This is a genomic window from Aequorivita sp. KMM 9714 (assembly GCF_011065475.1).
GTDB classification, from domain to species: domain Bacteria; phylum Bacteroidota; class Bacteroidia; order Flavobacteriales; family Flavobacteriaceae; genus Aequorivita; species Aequorivita sinensis.
In genome coordinates this window covers 119,673-138,262 of record NZ_JAAGRO010000006.1, presented here as the reverse complement: position 1 = coordinate 138,262, position 18,590 = coordinate 119,673, and the positions used below count along the sequence as shown (strand labels likewise).

At 35.1% G+C, this 18,590-nt stretch carries 14 protein-coding genes; 6 read left to right on the top strand and 8 right to left on the bottom strand.

Annotation, left to right across the window (positions count from 1 at the left end; genetic code table 11):
- The first annotated feature begins 200 nt into the window (after positions 1-200).
- Genes mnmA through G3A46_RS12730 form a run of 3 tightly spaced genes read left to right on the top strand, consistent with a single transcriptional unit; the run spans position 201 to position 4,018 of the window.
- Positions 201-1,403 (top strand): tRNA 2-thiouridine(34) synthase MnmA, encoded by a 1,203-nt coding sequence (gene mnmA / locus G3A46_RS12740; RefSeq protein WP_165150351.1) that lies wholly within the window; start codon positions 201-203, stop codon positions 1,401-1,403.
- Positions 1,404-1,412: 9 nt separating this feature from the next.
- Positions 1,413-3,077 (top strand): S8 family peptidase, encoded by a 1,665-nt coding sequence (locus tag G3A46_RS12735; RefSeq protein ID WP_165150349.1) that lies wholly within the window; start codon positions 1,413-1,415, stop codon positions 3,075-3,077.
- Positions 3,077-4,018: a nitronate monooxygenase gene (locus G3A46_RS12730; RefSeq protein ID WP_165150347.1), complete on the top strand. Its 942-nt coding sequence runs from the start codon at positions 3,077-3,079 to the stop codon at positions 4,016-4,018. The genes G3A46_RS12735 and G3A46_RS12730 overlap by 1 nt, the downstream gene beginning before the upstream one ends.
- An 80-nt stretch (positions 4,019-4,098) precedes the next feature.
- Here G3A46_RS12730 and G3A46_RS12725 read toward each other — a convergent pair whose 3' ends face one another.
- Together G3A46_RS12725 and G3A46_RS12720 are read right to left on the bottom strand one after the other, a co-directional pair.
- Entirely contained in the window at positions 4,099-8,007 is a 3,909-nt protein-coding gene (locus G3A46_RS12725) for a M36 family metallopeptidase (RefSeq protein WP_165150345.1), read from the bottom strand.
- A gap of 159 nt (positions 8,008-8,166) precedes the next feature.
- Positions 8,167-8,358: a cold shock domain-containing protein gene (locus G3A46_RS12720; RefSeq protein ID WP_139856072.1), complete on the bottom strand. Its 192-nt coding sequence runs from the start codon at positions 8,356-8,358 to the stop codon at positions 8,167-8,169.
- A gap of 345 nt (positions 8,359-8,703) precedes the next feature.
- Here G3A46_RS12720 and sucC point away from each other — a divergent pair, with 345 nt between their 5' ends.
- Positions 8,704-9,894 carry an ADP-forming succinate--CoA ligase subunit beta gene (sucC, locus tag G3A46_RS12715; protein WP_165150343.1) on the top strand — a complete coding sequence of 397 codons (1,191 nt, stop codon included), beginning with the start codon at positions 8,704-8,706 and terminating at the stop codon, positions 9,892-9,894.
- A gap of 59 nt (positions 9,895-9,953) precedes the next feature.
- Here sucC and G3A46_RS12710 read toward each other — a convergent pair whose 3' ends face one another.
- Positions 9,954-11,246, bottom strand: a complete 1,293-nt coding sequence (locus tag G3A46_RS12710) for a DUF2254 domain-containing protein (protein ID WP_165150341.1) — start codon at positions 11,244-11,246, stop codon at positions 9,954-9,956.
- A 131-nt stretch (positions 11,247-11,377) separates the two neighbouring features.
- On the opposite strand from G3A46_RS12710, the gene G3A46_RS12705 reads away from it, so the two are divergent.
- Positions 11,378-11,821, top strand: coding sequence for an Hsp20/alpha crystallin family protein (locus G3A46_RS12705; protein WP_165150339.1), 444 nt, complete (start codon positions 11,378-11,380; stop codon positions 11,819-11,821).
- A 77-nt stretch (positions 11,822-11,898) separates the two neighbouring features.
- Here the strand turns inward: G3A46_RS12705 and rluF are convergent, their stop codons facing one another.
- Entirely contained in the window at positions 11,899-12,804 is a 906-nt protein-coding gene (gene rluF / locus G3A46_RS12700; protein WP_165150337.1) for a 23S rRNA pseudouridine(2604) synthase RluF, read from the bottom strand.
- Positions 12,805-12,919: 115 nt separating this feature from the next.
- Between rluF and G3A46_RS12695 the strand changes: the two genes are divergently transcribed.
- Positions 12,920-14,443, top strand: a complete 1,524-nt coding sequence (locus tag G3A46_RS12695) for a GH3 auxin-responsive promoter family protein (protein ID WP_165150335.1) — start codon at positions 12,920-12,922, stop codon at positions 14,441-14,443.
- 7 nt (positions 14,444-14,450) lie between these two features.
- On the opposite strand, the gene G3A46_RS12690 is transcribed toward G3A46_RS12695, so the two are convergent.
- The 4 genes from G3A46_RS12690 to G3A46_RS12675 form a co-directional block, all read right to left on the bottom strand.
- Positions 14,451-15,053 (bottom strand): hypothetical protein, encoded by a 603-nt coding sequence (locus G3A46_RS12690; protein ID WP_165150400.1) that lies wholly within the window; start codon positions 15,051-15,053, stop codon positions 14,451-14,453.
- Positions 15,054-15,165: 112 nt separating this feature from the next.
- Positions 15,166-17,163 (bottom strand): excinuclease ABC subunit UvrB, encoded by a 1,998-nt coding sequence (uvrB, locus tag G3A46_RS12685; RefSeq protein WP_165150333.1) that lies wholly within the window; start codon positions 17,161-17,163, stop codon positions 15,166-15,168.
- Positions 17,164-17,241: 78 nt separating this feature from the next.
- The gene (locus G3A46_RS12680) at positions 17,242-17,817 is read right to left on the bottom strand and encodes a pentapeptide repeat-containing protein (RefSeq protein ID WP_165150331.1); all 576 of its coding nucleotides are present in this window, start codon (positions 17,815-17,817) and stop codon (positions 17,242-17,244) included.
- Between the two features lie 39 nt (positions 17,818-17,856).
- Complete coding sequence (locus G3A46_RS12675; RefSeq protein ID WP_241836898.1) at positions 17,857-18,444, bottom strand: ElyC/SanA/YdcF family protein; 588 nt, start codon at positions 18,442-18,444, stop codon at positions 17,857-17,859.
- Positions 18,445-18,590 lie beyond the last annotated feature (146 nt).

Here is an 18,590-nt window from a genome sequence, read left to right as displayed (position 1 = left end):
TATGAAAGATTTTGAACAAAAATAGCCGATTTATGTGGGCTCAGGTTTTAAAGATACGTTAATTTCAGATTGTAATAAAAGCCTTTTAAAATTGTTTAAAGTCACTTTATTTGCAGTTTGAATTTCGGGCATAGTAATTGTATCTTTGCACATCCAAAAACTATGGCCATTAAAGGTGATGGTTTCTTTCAAAAATACCCATGAAAAAACGTGTTGTAGTAGGATTAAGCGGAGGTGTAGACTCTAGTGTAGCAGCCTATTTGTTAAAAGAACAAGGCTATGAAGTTATAGGTCTTTTTATGAAGAATTGGCACGACGATTCTGTAACTATTTCAGATGAGTGTCCTTGGTTAGAAGACAGTAATGATGCAATGCTTGTTGCTGAGAAATTAGGAATACCATTTCAAACTGTAGATTTAAGTGAAGAATACAAAGAGCGAATTGTAGATTATATGTTCCGTGAATACCAAATGGGACGTACTCCAAATCCAGATGTGCTTTGTAATCGCGAAATTAAATTTGATGTGTTTATGAAAATAGCGCTAGGTTTGGGAGCAGATTTTGTCGCTACTGGGCATTATTGCAGAAAAACAACTTCAGTAAGTGAAGAGAATGGCGTTGAAACAGAAATTCATCATTTACTAGCGGGGAAAGATCCTAATAAAGATCAGTCTTACTTTTTGTGTCAACTTTCGCAAGAACAACTATCCAAAACATTGTTTCCAATTGGTGAATTATTAAAGCCAGAAGTTAGAAAAATTGCAGCCGAACAAAATCTTATCACTGCTGAAAAACGCGATTCTCAGGGCTTGTGTTTTATAGGAAAAGTGAGATTACCAGATTTCCTTCAACAAAAATTAGCTCCTAAAGATGGAATAATTGTTGAAGTTCCAGCAACATTGCCTGAATATAAAGTGGAAACTCCAGAGTTTACTTCTGAAATGGAAGAACTTGAATTTCTTTCAGCAAAACATAAATATTCAAAATCTGATGGTAAAGAAGTTGGGGTTCACAATGGAGCGCATTATTTTACTAAAGGGCAACGAAAAGGTTTAGCAGTTGGTGGTACCAAAGAGCCATTATTTGTGATAGACACAGACGTTGAAGAAAATATTATTTATACAGGGCAGGGTAAAAGTCACCCAGGACTTTACAGACGCGGACTTTTTGTAAAGGACGAAGAAGTTCATTGGGTTCGTGAAGATTTAAAGCTTCAAGAAGATGAAAAAATGGAAGTTATGGCCCGTATACGCTATAGACAGCCATTAGAAAAAGCAACTTTGCACTGCACGCATTCAGGACTTTATATTATCTTTGATAATCCGCAATCTGCTATTACAGAGGGTCAATTCGTGGCTTGGTATAATGGAGCTGAGTTACTTGGCAGTGGTGTTATCTCTTAAAAATATTATATGAAAAAATTATTCCTATTATTAGTATTTGCATTTGTATCAACCCTAAGTTTTGCACAGTTAGAAGATGCCCTAGTTTTTTTAGAACCTAAGGATCCTTCGGTGGTTTCGGCTGCATTGGCAGACCCATCAACTATTTTAACTACAGCGGCAATAAATAGAAAATTAGCACAAGGTATTGCTATTGATGAACGCGATGTTCCTTTAAATGAAGTGCAAAAAGCACAGATAGAAACTGCAACAGGTATTACGGTTCTTGCAAAATCAAAATGGTTAAATGCTGTTTATGTACGAGGAACTTTAACTAATATCAATAATCTTTTAAATCTTTCATTTGTTTCAGACATTGAGTATGCTGATAAAAGTATGAATAGACCTGGACCTAGAGAATTTGAAAGACAGTTTAGATCTTTACAGAATAAAATAGAACAAGAAGAGCAATTAAGAGTAGTTTATAATTATGGGAATGCTGAGAATCAGACTGAAATGATTGGTGTTGATGTTTTACATCAAGAAGATTTTACGGGTCAAGATATTGCTGTAGCATTTATGGATAATGGATATCCTAATGTATTATACAACCCTGCTTATGCTCATATGCGTGATGAAGGAAGATTACTTGGGTATTATGATTTTGTTGCCCGTGTGGAGAGTCCAAATGGAACAGGTGGTCACGGAGCTTTAACCTTAAGTGATGCAGCTGCAGTGGTTACAAATGAATTTGTAGGTACAGCGCCAAATGCTTCCTATTACTTATTTATTACAGAGGATGATAGTGAAGAGTCTCCTGCTGAGGAGGCGTATTGGGTTGAAGCATTGGAGCGTTCCGATAGCTTAGGTGTTTACGTGAGTAATACTTCTTTAGGTTACCAGGATTATGACAAACCAGCATATACTCATCAATATTCAGATTTAGATGGAGAAACTACTATTGCAGCTCGCGGAGCTAATATAGCTTTTGATAAAGGTATGATTACAGTTACTTCTGCGGGTAACGACGGTTCTGGCTTTGGTTATGTGGGAACTCCTGCAGATGCGCCAGGTTCTTTCACTGTAGGCGCGGTTGATGCAAATGAAAATTATGTTTATTTCAGTTCTTACGGTCCAAATTCAGCTGGACTAGTAAAGCCTGATGTAATGGCTCAAGGAGCTAATACAGCTGTTGTAGATAGATTTGGCGCAACTACAGATTATTGGGGAGATCCTTTAACTTCTAATGGAACTTCTTTTAGTTCTCCTATAATTGCTGGAGCTGTGGCATCTTTATGGAGTGCTGTACCTACATTAAAAAACGATGTAGTTATGCAAGCAATTCGTGAGTCTGCACATTTATACAACAATCCAACAGATTTAATGGGTTATGGAATTCCAAATTTTGGAGAAGCATTAAATACGCTATTACTTAAAGTGAACGAACAAGAACTACAAGAAAATCAATTTGCTTTATATCCAAACCCAGTTACTACTGAAGTAAATATTTCATTTCCTAAAACTGCAGAAAATGCTGTGTTTGTATTGTATAATGTTTTAGGTGAAAAAATACTTCAAACTAATATTACGGCTAGTAATAATCGCATTGATTTATCTAACCTAACTTCAGGGATGTATATTGCATCTATTACATCAAACAACAAGACAACAAGTTACAAAATCCTAAAAAAATAGTGCAGAATAAAATTACAGAGCTTTTCAAAATTGAATATCCAATTATTCAAGGTGGTATGATATGGAATAGTGGTTGGCGTTTGGCTAGTGCTGTTTCTAATGCAGGTGGTTTAGGCCTTTTAGGAGCAGGTTCAATGTATCCTGAAGTGCTTCGGGAACATATAATAAAGTGCCAAAAAGCTACAGACAAACCATTTGGTGTTAATGTGCCAATGCTTTACCCTGATATTGAAAAAATTATTGATATAATAATTGAAGAAGGGGTTAAAATAGTTTTTACTTCGGCTGGAAATCCAAAGACATATACTTCTAAACTTAAAGAAAACGGCATTACAGTAGTACACGTTGTTAGTAGTGTAAAGTTTGCCTTAAAAGCACAAGAAGCAGGAGTAGATGCTGTTGTAGGAGAAGGTTTTGAAGCAGGAGGCCATAATGGTCGTGAAGAATCTACTACACTTACTTTAATTCCAATGGTAAAGGAGCAATTGCAGATTCCATTAATAGCTGCTGGAGGTATTGCTACAGGTCGCGCTATGCTTGCTACTATGGTTTTAGGTGCAGATGGGGTACAGGTAGGTAGTCGTTTTGTGGCATCGGATGAAGCTTCGTCACATCATGCGTTTAAACAAATGGTTGTAGACGCAAAAGAAGGAGATACCCAACTTACTTTAAAAGAATTAGCTCCAGTAAGAATGCTTAAGAATGAATTCTTTGAAAGTGTTATGGAGTTGTATAAAACGAATCCTACAAAAGAAGAGCTTGCCAAGCATTTAGGGAGGGCTCGTGCAAAACGTGGAATGTTTGAGGGAGATTTAGTTGAAGGTGAATTAGAAATAGGACAGGTTTCTGGACTGATTCACGATATTAAACCAGCTGGAGTAATATTAAAAGAAATGGTTGAAGAATTTCAAACTGCAAAAAAAGAAGTAGCTAGCTTTTAGCCATCTTATTAAATATTTTAAAAAGCAAAAACCCTTCCGATTTATTTCGGAAGGGTTTTGTTTTTAGTTTAGTTATTGACTTACTCTTTTATAAGTCTTTTTATTACTTGACCATCTTTACCTTGTATGATTACAAAATATGTCGCTGAGGCCAATTCGGAAACATCGATAACTTTTTCAGCTCCCATATTTCTAAGATCGATTGTTTTAATTACTCTTCCTCTTAAGTCGAATATCTTCAAGTTTTCTAAAGAAAGACTTGTAGATTTTCCTAAGGTAATAGAATGCGTAGTCGGGTTAGGATACATTTGTATACTATCCGAATCTAAGTTGTTATCACCAATACCTAAAACTTCATTAACAGTAAGTTCAAACGTACAAGTAGCATCGTTTCCATACTCGTCTTCAGCAGTTAACGTAATAGTGTGAACTCCTTCAGGAAGCTGTGTTCCTGCCGCAGGATTCTGAGAAGTAATAGTAACAGGAGATGTACAATTATCTACTGCTGTTGCTTCTCCAGTTCCAAAATAATCAGGCAATACGTAAAATTCATTTCCAGGATCAGTATCAACTGTTTGGTTTGAAGGACACGTAATAGTAGGAGGGAGGTCATCAGTTACTGTTACAACAGCTACACATGTACTTGTGTTTCCGCTTGCATCTGTTACGGTTAGTGTAACATTATTTGTACCTATATCTGCGCAAGTAAATGAGCTAGTTGAAATACTTAATGTATCAATAGCACAATTATCACTAGAACCTCCGTCAACATCTGCAGCTGTAATGGTTGCATTTCCAGAAGCGTCTAATTGCACAGAAATATTCTGACAAACTGCTGTAGGAGCTTCAGTATCATTTATAGTTACAGAAAAAGAACATGTTTCTATCGGATTGATTCCATCGTCGTATTCAAAGGTGTTAACGGTAGTTCCTATAGGGAATGTGCTTCCACTTGCTAAACCTGCAGTTTGTGTAATAGTTCCTGAACCACCACAACCTGCTGGTGAGTCTACTGTATAAGTAACAACTGCGCCACAAACCCCTGGGTCGTTATCTTGTGTGATATCCCCTGGGCAAAGAAGTGGACCGCCACCGCCGTTACCAATAACATTAACAATTGCCGAACAAGTAGAGCTAGCTCCACTATCATTTGTTACTTCTACTAAGATAGTATTTAACCCTACGTCTGAACAGCTAAAGCTTACTGTTGAAGCTAATGGGCTTCCTGCAAGTACAGTGTAGCTACCACATTCAACAGTAACATCGTATAATAATGCTTCTGCATTTATAGTAGCATTTCCGGTACCGTCAAGTGTAACATCTAGTACAGGAGCGTCTATTTCATAATCGTAATCTATTGCCCAAGTGTTTAGTGTACCCGTAAGACCACCTGCAACATCCGAAACTTTAAGTTCCCATGTTCCTAAAGTGCTTTCACCATCAAAAACTGACAATGGATTGTTTGGTTTAAAAGTTCCATTAATAGTTGGTGTTGAACTCGAACATTCATTTTCTACAGATGTAGCAGCTTCATCGTCAAGGGTAGCAACAATATCATCTCCAGAGCAACCGTACCCGGAATTTGTTCTTCCTGGTCTATCAACAATTACAGCTGTAGTACCAGCTGGAGATTTTATGCTAACAATTAAGTCTCCTACCCAACTATGTGTTATGTTTAAATCTACATCTAAATCGGTTATTGTAACATCTTCGGTTACATTCATTGTTACTGTAACCCCATTTGTATTAGCATCAGGGATTGCAACACCAGGTGAGCTTGATTTAGAGCCTGTCATTGGAACTCCGCCTGAACCCATGCAAATAATTACAGGAGGTTCGTTTGTTACATTAATTTCATCTGTAATTGTAGTTGGGTCTCCAGTACAGAAATCATCTACTGCATAAGTTACCGTTACTAATCCAGGACCTCCAACACTTGGGTCGAAAGTAAAGGTTGTTCCGTTTCCATCATCAGTTACTCCAGGTCCACTATAAACTCCTCCTGCAGGGTTACCTCCTGAAAGACCAATTTGAACTCCGTCTGAAAGACATACTTCATCTATTACATTTAAGCTTGAAAAGTTTGGTGGTAAATCAAATGCTTCGGTTCCATCTGTTTTACTACTAGATGAGCCCTGAATAGCGCTATAACCAAGTCCTCTTCTGGCGAACGCATCCCAAATTGCACATTGGTTTTCTCCACCATATAATGCCATATCTGCTGCTAAAATAGCATCGCGACCGTCCACAAAACCAGGATTGCTTGGTTGTAATTTAAGCGCTTCTGTTACTAAGGCTAAAGAGATATTATTTCCACCACTTCCATTATAAAAATCTGTATCGAAACCGTGTACAGCAATTAGCTCCCATGTCATTTCCCAAAGCATTGCAGTCCAAATAGAACCTACTCCGTGTGGTGCAACTTCTGATTTAATATCATCGTAAGTGTGAGGGTTAATTGCAAAATTTGTACTGTAAGGATGGGTTCTAATCCCTGGGCCATTTGGACCTTCACCAATTAACCAAGTTCCAACACCTCTAGAATCAGTTCCTGAATCTCCGCTTTGCATAGTAAGCATTAATCCATAATAGTCGCTCCATCCTTCACCCATTTGTTCTTGTCCGCCTAAGTTGCTTAATCTATTAGAAATACCATGTGCATATTCATGAACAATTACCATATTATCTAAATCCCCATCTCTGTTATCACAAACATACATTTGCATACGAGGTCTGTTTCCGTCTGGGGGAGTAGCGAAGTTTGCATTACATGTTCCCGATCCATCTTGAGCTTCTGCATTAACGCGGTCATTACCTATTCCGCCTTTTCCATAATTATTGTGTTGAAAATTTCCACTAGCTTCATCAAAACCATATTGATAAGTTACGTCATGGATAATATTGTTCCAATAAAAAAGGTTTGTAATTGCAGCGCTCTCTGATTGGTCACTATTACTATAGTTAGTATTTAACGGGAAGTCAAAAATTAAGTTTCCGCCTGGGCTAAACGCGTATTTGTTGTCTGGTTGGTTGTTTGCATTGTCATCGTCATATGCATCAACGTTATTACCACGAGAATTGGTGTAATCAGCAGTATTATTACCGCTAATGTCATGCCATCCATAAGGGGATGCAGTTAGGTTTTCTGGGTTTGTAACTAAAGTACGCGTTCCGTGATTTGGACTTTCTACAGGCATTGCAAATACTCTATAGCTTGCTGCTGGAGCCATTGTAGTGTTTGAAGAATTTGTATTGTTGTAGTTATAAGGCTCATTCATCGGCCCAACAAAAGGCGCTGAGTTTTCAGCAGCGTGAATGTGGTCTTCGTGATCTCCTAATATATTACAGTATAAAGTCCAGTTGTCTTTGTCAATAATATTTCCTGTTGAAGCATCAACGCGGAAATTCCACCAGTCTGATGAAGTTGTTTCAGATACGGAAAGCTCCCAAACTAGTTGAGTGCCAATACCTTGTCTGTAATAATACATTAGTTTAACAGGAATGTCTTCTGAAGAAATATCTGCTTTATTAAAAACTGCAGCTTTGTTTTTACCACCGATACTTTTTACTTCTTGAAGATTGCCAATTTTGTAGTTCATTTGTCTGGCTACAGAAGTAATTGCTTGTTTTGCAGAAATTCCTTGAGCATTACTTTTTACGGTAGCTTGAATATCTGCTAAGAATTTATTGTGTTCTACTAAAACCTTTCCATTCTTGTCAATGTGAATGCTAGATTCTGTGCCGTAAACTTCTATTCCGTTTATGGCTTGTCGTAAATAGATGTGATTAACACCGCTAATACTACTTACGTGTTGTTTGGTGATTACATAGGTGTTATTTTTTTGTTTAATGAGTTCTTCCAAAGAAATAGAGGATGGCTCATTTAATATTTTAGCCTGTCTTCTTTCTTCTTCTCGATTTGTGTCTTGTGCATTGAGCTGAAAACTCAGCAAGCACAATGCTAATAAGAATAGTGTAGTGTTTTTCATAATGAAATTAGAATTTAATGGAGTCTTAAAATTACAATAAATATAGTTTTTATTGACAATTATCATTGCTTATTTCAATTTGAATGTAGTTAGGAAAGTTTTAGGCAAAAAAAACCCCGCTAAAAGCGAGGTTTATTGTCTTAAAAAGTGATAAGTATATTATAGTACTTTTACGTTAACCGCATTTAATCCTTTTCTTCCTTCTTGAAGATCAAATTCTACTTCGTCACCTTCGCGAATCTCGTCGATAAGTCCTGTAACGTGTACAAAATGTTCTTTGTTGTTTCCTTCTTCAGTGATAAAACCGAAACCTTTGGTGTCGTTGAAGAATTTTACTGTTCCTTTGTTCATTGTATTTAAATAAAATAATTAATATAAGATGCAAATATAGATTTATTAATTACAATTTGCGGGTTTTTTAACTATTTTTTTTAAAAACTATAAACTTTTCAATTGTAATAATTATTTATCTTTCATTATTTGAGTCTATTTTTCAACAAATTGCTTTCTGAAGTGTTATAAATATGGATAGTTTGTAATTGAGGCTAAATATTTGAAAAGTATTAATTTTCAATTTAATTTTACACCTAGAAGGAAAGCCTTAAAAAACATTAGGGCATTCTTGTTACATTTGTTATTTTTGCAAACCATAAATCAAGCCTACTGATAAAATGCAGTAGGAACAAAATCGCAACTATGAACTTACACGAATACCAAGGAAAAGAAATACTAAACAGTTTTGGCGTTGAAATACAACGCGGAATCGTAGCAACTACTCCAGCAGAAGCTGTTGCAGCTGCAAAAAAACTTACCGAAGACACTGGAACTAGCTGGCATGTAATTAAAGCTCAGGTTCATGCTGGTGGCCGTGGAAAAGGTGGCGGAGTAAAACTTGCAAAAAACCTTCAAGAGGTTGAAGAAATTGCTGGAAGTATAATAGGAATGAACCTTATCACTCCTCAAACTTCTGCAGAAGGAAAAAAAGTACACCAAGTTTTAATTGCTGAGGATGTTTATTACCCTGGAGATAGTGAGCCAGAAGAATTTTATATGAGCGTTCTTTTAAATCGTTCTACAGGTAGAAACATGATTATGTACTCTACAGAAGGTGGAATGGATATTGAAACTGTAGCCGAAGAAACTCCACATTTAATCTTTACTGAAGAAATTGATCCTGCTGTTGGTCTTTTAGGATTCCAAGCAAGAAGAATTGCCTTTAACTTAGGATTGAGTGGAAAAGCTTTTAAAGAAATGACAAAATTCGTTTCTGCACTATACAGAGCATATAGCGAATCTGATTCTTCTTTATTCGAAATAAACCCAGTATTAAAAACTAGTGATGATAAAATTATTGCTGTTGATGCTAAGGTAAGTCTTGATGATAACGCAATGTATCGTCATAAAGATTATATGGAAATGCGCGATAAGCGTGAAGAAAATCCAGTTGAGGTTGAAGCTCAAGAAAAAGGTCTTAACTACGTAGATCTTGATGGTAATGTTGGGTGTATGGTTAACGGTGCTGGTCTTGCAATGGCTACTATGGACTTGATTAAACAAGCTGGTGGTGAGCCTGCTAACTTCTTAGATGTTGGAGGTACTGCAAATGCCGAGCGCGTTGAAGCGGCATTCAAATTAATTTTGAAAGATCCTAACGTAAAAGCAATCTTAGTAAATATATTTGGTGGTATCGTTCGTTGCGACCGTGTAGCACAAGGTATTGTTGATGCTTATAATAATATGGGAACTATTAATGTACCAATTATTGTTCGTCTACAAGGAACAAACGCAGATATCGCAAAAGAATTAATCGACAATAGTGGTTTAGATGTACAGAGTGCTATTGAATTCCAAGAAGCTGCAGATAAAGTTAAGGAAGTATTGTCTTAATTTATTTGCCTAATCTTTAGTTATATAAAACCTTTCATTTTAACAGATGAAAGGTTTTTTTATGCTTTTAAATCAGGGTTAGCTAACGAAAACATCTTGTTCTTATCTTTTTCAGAACTAAAATCCATATCGTCAATCAAGGCTTTTAGTTCATTTTTTACAACCGTGTTGTAGTCTTTATTTCTAATAGATTGTTTGTCTAAATAGGTTAGCATGGATATTAATTTTTGTACAACTATGGGGTCGTGCTTACAATAAGCTCTTAGGGATGCCATAACATTGTACAATAGCTCTTCAAAATGAATTATCGCTATTTTTAAATTCATTTTTCCATCTATTATAATAACACCTCTATCATTTTTTCTTAAACGTAGGGCAAAGAGCTCTGTTAAGTAGTCTATAGCGTTTATAGCGGTTCCTGGGTCGTTGATTCCTGGTGACATAGCTTTTACCGCAATTTCGGTAATTTGCTTAAAGGCAAGGGTGTAATTGTCTTGAATGTATTCTCCTCGAGCAAAGTTGATGTTCGAAAATATCTCTTCCACTAATTTGTTGTCAATTGGTTTGTTAACTTTTAACATAGAATTATTTTTCAAAACAAATAATCCTTTGGGAACTGTAATGTAAATCCGGATATCGTGTTCTAAACATAATGCATTCATGTTTTTAATTGAAATATTTTGAAAATATCCACTTTTAGAACAACTGTAAGTATGCCAATCGGAAGTATCAGGGAAAATTTGCGGAAGCATTTTAGAAGAAGCTTCTTCCTTTTCAATAATTTCTTCTAGACGTTTTGTGGCTTTGTTATAAATCCCGTCCATAATGTTATTTATCTGAATGCTTTGGGAAATATTATGAATGAAAAAGATAAATGAAAATAAACACAGTACCGTAAACATTACGCCTATTAGAATTGATATTCCAGGCAAGGTGTATTTGTTTTCGCTAGGGTCTATGGAGAACAATGTGAAAATACAGTATATAATAGAGGCTAAAAAGACTCCTAAAATAACTTGATGGGTTTTGTTCGAAATTAAACCTGGAAGTAGGCGAGGGGAGAAATTGCTAGATGCCTGGCTTAATAAAAGCATTACCATAGAAAAACTAAAAGTCATCATGGCTATTAACCCACCAATACAAGTGCTAAGAACATTAAGAGCGGTGTCTCCATCCTCTACCATCAACATCGGAAATATTTTCAACACTTTTTGAGAAACTCCTTGTTGCTCAATAAATATCATGCTTAGTGCTAAAAAAAATCCTCCTAAGGCAAAAATACTTGGGTAGAAAGCAATTTTACCTTCTAGCATATTAAAGAAAGTTGATAGTCGGTTAAGGAAATACTTCATTATTAAGGTTTCAGATGACAAAAAGACAGTGAAACTCAGCTAAAGCAAGTCAAATTGTCTGGTTTTTATAAATGGAATTGTTATTGACTAATTGTAATTGAAATTAGTAAAAAATTAAACAATATAACACTATGAAAACAGTTAATAACAATAATATGTGGTTGCCTAACTTATTAGATAATATATTTTTAGAAAACCGTCTTGATAGATTAAATAATTATGAAACTTTTAGCAATCCAGCGGTAAATATTATCGAAAATTTATCGAATTTTGTAGTCGAATTGGCTGCACCAGGTTTGCACAAAGAAAACTTCAGTATTGAGGTTGAGGAAGATACCTTAAAGATTGCTTATAAGGAAGTTAAGGAATCTCAAGAACAAGAGCAGAAAAATGATAATGCAGTTCAATATAAAAGAAGAGAATTCAATTTTGGAAGTTTTGAAAAATCATTCAAACTACCTGAAAATGTAAAAGTTGAAGATATTTTGGCAAACTATGAAGATGGAGTATTAAAAGTTACTTTGCCTAAAATGGAAGAAAAGAAAGTTTTAAAGAGAATGGTTGAGATTTCATAATTGAAATTTAATTTGGTTAGTTAGTTAAAATGACCGCGTGCTACTCAATCGGTACGCGGTTTTTTTATGCTTTTTAGTTAACCTCTTCTTCGTCTTCCTCCTGTACTTTTAATATTAGAATCACCTCTTTTTTCACCGCGATCTTTTCTTGCTTGTGGCTTATCTTTTCTAAGAGTTTTACTTTTTTTATTGTCTATTTCACGACGTCTTGTGGGCTTTATGGCTCTTTTTTCATCAAAGTCGGCTTTAGGATGAGGTTTAGGCTGCCCATCGCTATCTTTTACAGAATCCTTTAAAGTTTTTAATTCTTCTTTAGTAAGATCACGCCATTCACCAATTGGTAAGTCGCCTAATTCCAAATTCATAATTCTTATTCGTTGTAGCGCTAGAACTTCATAGCCAAGGTATTCACACATTCTGCGAATCTGTCTGTTCAAACCTTGAACTAAGAATATTCTGAATTCAAATCGGCTAACTCTTTCAACTTTACAGCGCTTTGTAACAGTATCAAGAATAGGAACTCCAGACCCCATTCTTTTTATAAATTCGTCTGTAACAGGTCTGTCGACTTTTACGATATATTCCTTTTCGTGTTTGTTTCCTGCACGTAGAATTTTATTTACAATATCTCCTTCATTCGTTAGTAGAAGTAAACCTTCACTAGGTTTGTCTAATCTTCCAACAGGGAAAATTCGTTCAGGATGATTCACATAATCTATTACATTATCTTCATAACGCGTATCGGTAGTACAAGTAATACCAACAGGTTTGTTGAGCATTATATAAACAAGATTCTCATTTTCCTTAATTAATTTCCCGTCAACACGTACTTCATCATTAGGCATAACTCTATCGCCAAGTGTGCTTTTTACGCCATTTATTGTTACGCGCCCTTTTTCAATTAGGGCGTCAGCCTCACGACGTGAGCAGAAACCACTATCGCTTATAGCTTTATTAATTCTTACAGAATCTGGATGATGCATTTATAGATTTTTTGTAAAGATACCATATCTGAAGGGCAAATTAAAAAGGTTAAAATTGATTTAATTCCTATATGTACATTTTTTAAAAATTGTAGTTTCATAAAAAACTAAAAATATGGCAATATTAGGTTCAATAATCAAGACTGCTATCGACCTGCGCGATGCGATAGTTTCTGAAAAATCCCAAGTAGAATCTCAAAAAGAAGTTTTAAAAAATTTACTTGAAAAGGCTAAGGATACAGCTTTTGGGAAATATTATGGCTTTTCTAAAATTTTAGAGGCTGAGGATATACAGAAGGAATTTTCTAAAAAAGTACCTTATTTCGACTATCACCAAATGGAAGAGAAGTGGTGGGTGAAAACACAAGAAGGGCTAGAAGATATTACTTGGCCGGGTGTACCTACATATTTTGCTAGAAGTAGTGGAACTACTGGAAAAACATCAAAAAAAATTCCTGTAACTGACGAAATGGTAGAAGCTATTCGCAATGCTGGGATTAAACAAGTGGGTGCTTTAGCAAATTTTGATGTACAATCAGATTTCTTCGAAAAGGAAATAATGATGTTGGGTAGTAGTACAAACCTAGAAGAACAAGACCAGTTTTTAGAAGGTGAAATTAGCGGGATTAGCGCTAGTAATATTCCATTTTGGTTTCGCGGATACTACAAGCCTGGAGAAGAAATCGCACAGATGGATGATTGGGACGAAAAGGTAGAAACAATAGCTAAACGCGCACGGGAATGGGATATAGGAGCATTGAGCGGAATTCCTTCTTGGATGGAACTTATGATGAAAAAAGTGATAGAATATCACGGTGCAAAAAATATACACGAAATATGGCCAAACCTACAAGCATATACTTCTGGAGGTGTTGCTTTTCAGCCTTATGAAAAGAGTTTTAATCAGCTACTGGCGCATCCTATTATAATTATTGATACTTATTTAGCTTCAGAAGGTTTTTTAGCTTTTCAGAATAGACCAGAAACAACCTCAATGAAGTTGGTTACCGATAATGGTATTTATTTTGAATTCGTTCCTTTTAACCCAGATTATATCAATGATGATGGATCACTGTCTCAAGATGCTCCTGCATTAACACTTGAAGAGGTTGAGGTTGATACAGATTATGTTTTAATAATAAGTACGGTTTCTGGCGCTTGGCGTTATTTAATTGGTGATACCATTGCTTTTACAGATGTAGAAAAAGCTGAAATTAAAATTACAGGTCGCACCAAATTCTTTTTAAACGTGGTGGGGTCACAACTTTCTGTAAATAAAATGGAGGTTGCACTACGTGAACTGGAAGAGAAATTTGATATAAAAATTCCTGAATTTACACTTGCTGCTGTTAAGATAGATGAAGAGTTTTATCATCATTGGTATTTGGGTACAGATACTGAAATTAGCAATGAAGAATTAGCTGAAGCCTTAGATAATGCTTTAAAAGAAGCAAATAAAAATTATGCTGTAGCTAGATCGAAAGCTTTAAAAGGAGTAAAAGTATCTACAGTAAGTTTAGAGGTTTTTCAAGAGTGGAGTGCCAAGAATAAAAAGAAAGGTGGGCAAGTTAAAATGGAAAAGGTGATGGGAGAAGAGAAGTTTGCTGAATGGGAGGAATTTGTAAAGACACAGCAATAGAATAAGTCTAACCTTCTTTTTCAACTATTTCAATTTCTTCCTCGACTTTATTTTTGTTGATGAGTTCCATAACTTCTTCAGGTGAAATGTAAAGTCTTCGAATTCGTTCTTTATATTTTTCTGAAAGATTGGCGTTTTCTAAAATGAAGTTTTTTGTTTTTAGGATATAATCTCCCATTCCGTGGGCAACAGCGTAGGTGTCCGCTGCGCGCTCTACTTCTTTGATATGAGCTGAAGAGAAAAGATATTTCACCCCAAATATTAGCATTCCAACATTTGTTCTATTGCGATAGTCCATAACATGACCTAATTCGTGTCCAATCCAACCAATTATTACATCGGAAGGAATATCATCTATGGTGAAAACTTCCCCTTCAATTTGAATGTTTCTGCTAATTAGAATAACATATTCCCTGTTTTCTTTCGATTTAAAAAAACTTGCAAACCTCGGTTGAGCTTGCATTGTAGACTTTTTTATATTGTTCTTAAATTTAAACTCTATGGCAGTGTCATAGAGTTCAGGATAATACGAAATTGCTTCGATTACCTCTTTTTTAATGTTTTCTGGAATTATTTTGTTATCTAAATTGATATTTTGAGTTGAAATCATAGAAAGAGTAAAATACAAAATAGATTTTATGAAAGTCGTTAAAAGCATTGTAAAATTAAATCTCTTGTTAGTATACTGCTGACTATAATATATAAAGAATATTTTAGATTACTCAGACCTCCTCTAGCTGTTTTTGATACGTTTTAATTTTATCACGAAGTTTAGCAGCCATCATAAAATCTAACTCTTTGGCAGATTTTTCCATCGCTTTACGAGTATCTCGGATTTTCTTTTCAATTTGAGCTTTAGTTAGGTATTCCACTTCAGATTCTGCAGCAAGGCTTTCAGCTGTTTCAAACGAATATGCCTCTTGTTTAGACTTCGTTAGCGAATTTTCAAAAGACTTCTTAATTGCTGTTGGCGTGATACCGTGTTTTTTATTGTATGCAATTTGCTTTTCTCTTTTGTAGTTTGTGCTATCAATTGTCTCTTGCATACTTTTGGTTATTTTATCAGCATACATTATAGCTTTACCATTTAGGTTTCTAGCAGCACGACCTACAGTTTGTGTGAGTGACCGCTCACTTCTTAAAAAACCTTCCTTATCAGCATCTAAAATAGCGACCAATGAAACTTCTGGTAAGTCCAATCCTTCACGGAGAAGGTTTACTCCAACTAATACATCAAAAAGACCTAGACGTAAATCCTGCATAATTTCCACTCGTTCCAAAGTATCTACATCACTGTGGATATAACGAGTTCTTACCTGTACACGAATTAAATACTTGGTCAGCTCTTCTGCCATTCTTTTGGTTAATGTAGTAACCAAAACCCTTTCGTCTTTTTCAATACGAAGGTGAATTTCTTCTAGTAAATCATCAATTTGATTGAGGCTAGGTCGAACTTCAATTGGTGGGTCCAAAAGTCCTGTTGGGCGTATAATCTGTTCTACAAACACACCGCCACTCTTTTCTAATTCGTAGTCGGCAGGAGTTGCACTTACATAAATCACTTGATTTTGAATAGCTTCAAATTCTTCAAACTTAAGTGGTCTGTTATCCATTGCAGCTGGTAAGCGAAATCCGTATTCAACCAAATTTTCTTTTCTTGAACGGTCTCCACCGTACATTGCACTAACCTGAGGGATAGAAACGTGACTCTCATCTACTACCATCAAGTAATCATCTGGAAAATAATCTAATAGGCAGAAGGGGCGAGTACCGGGCAAACGTTGGTCTAAGTAGCGCGAATAGTTTTCGATTCCGCTACAATACCCTAGTTCGCGAATCATTTCCAGGTCGAAATTTGTACGCTCTTCTAAACGTTTTGCCTCTAGGTGTTTTCCTATTTCTTTAAAATACTCTATCTGTAAAACTAAATCATCCTGAATGCTTTTAATAGCATTTTGTAACACATCTGGTGATGTTACGAACATATTTGCAGGATAAATATTTAATCGATCGTACTTCGCTTTTATATTGTTGTTTAAAGGATCAAATACTTCAATTTCCTCAATTTCATCTCCAAAAAAATGAATTCTAAATGCATCATCGGCATAACCTGGAAAAACATCAACGGTATCTCCTTTAATACGGAATCGTCCGTGATTAAATTCGGCTTCAGTTCTAGAATAAAGACTTTGAACCAAACGGTGAAGCAACTTTGTTCGCGAAATTATTTGTCCTTTTTCTAACGAAATAACGTTTTTCTTAAATTCAACAGGGTTACCAATACCGTATAAACACGAAACGGAAGAAACTACTATCACATCTCTTCGCCCAGATAATAGGGCAGAAGTAGTGCTTAATCGCATTTTTTCTATTTCTTCATTTATAGAAAGATCTTTTTCAATATAGGTTCCACTGCTGGGGATAAAAGCTTCAGGCTGATAATAATCGTAGTAGGATACAAAATATTCAACTGCATTATTTGGAAACAGATTTTTAAACTCTGTATAAAGCTGTGCGGCAAGAGTTTTATTATGGGCTAAAACCAAGGTAGGCTTTTGTACTTGTTCTACCACATTGGCAACAGTAAAAGTTTTTCCCGACCCAGTTACACCTAAAAGTGTCTGATATTTTTCATCGGAATTAAGTCCTTCAACTAATGATTTTATAGCCCGTGGTTGGTCTCCAGTGGGTTGAAATTCTGATTCTATTTTAAACTTCATATGTTCTTTTTCAAAGCTTTACAAAAATAGTGAATTGAAGCGAGAAGAGATTGTTTGTTAGCTAATGCTTAACGTCTATTAATTATGAATTTCAATTTGAAATTTATCTAAAAGTCCAATTACTTCAGGTAGTGAAAATTTAGCGCCTTTTAATCTGTTTTGTTCAGGATCAATAGAATAGTTTTTAGCTTCTCGAAAATCAGCTTTTTCCAAATTCGTATTTTGAAAAGTTGCATTTTGAAAATTACATCCCCTAAGTGTTACACCTTTTAAGTCTGCTTCAGTAAAATCTACAAATTGCAATTGTGAATTTTTAAAAATACTTCTGCTTAATTTCATTTTGTAGAAAATTGAATGCTCTAATAGGCACTCATCAAATGAAATAGCAAATCCGAATTCATTACATGAATCAAATTGTAACCCTAACATTTTACAATTTTTAAACTTTACATCCTGAAAAGATACCTTAGACAAATTACTATTGCTGAAATTACAATCTACAAACTTACAGTCTGAAAATCTACTTCCAGAAAGGTTGCTATTAGCAAAATTGCAATTTGTAAAAGTGCAGAATTCATATTCGGCTATTTCTAAATTATCTTTAGAGGAGTCAATATTGCTAAAAGTCTGATCGTCTATGTATTTGATATTCATTAAATAATTTTGCGGTTATTGACTAGTATGCTTTGTTTATTAAGCAGATTTAATTTCAACTTTTTCACCGTAAAACTTGGGTTCAACGTTGAAAATGATATCTAGAAAAGCTTTCGTTCTTGCGAAATATTCGCGTAGCTTCACTTTAAAACCATTTCTCCCACCTACATCTTTTGCGTTAAAACCAATTACGTTTAAACCGTTTTTTTCGGCGAGATATATAGCACGTTCATTGTGAAACTGTTGTGAAATTACGGTGAAACTATCCTGACTAAAGATAGCGTGAGCACGGATAACAGAGTCTAATGTTCTAAAACCAGCATAGTCCAAAAATATTACATCTTCAGGTATGCCGCGTTTAACCAGTTCCTTTTTAAATGTTTTTGGCTCATTATAGCTTTTCGAGCTGTTATCGCCGCTTACCAAGATAAAATCAATTTTATCGTTCTTAAACAATTCTACAGCTGCATCAATTCTGTATTTAAAATATAAATTTATTCCTCCGTTTTTATAATATTTTGCTGTTCCTAATACTACGCCAACTCTATTTTTCTTTATGGAATTTACGCTGTTGAACGTCTTGCCATTACTTGTGTTTGTAATTGTATAATTTGAATAAAAAGTCAAAAAAAATACGCTTAAGAACAACAGAATAATAACTTGAAAAATTCTTTTTATAATCATTGATAGTGTAAGGTGTTTTTCTGTTGAATTTAAATTAGAGTAAATCAATATTGCTACTTCACAAAGCTACGCAATGGCTTTAATCTTAT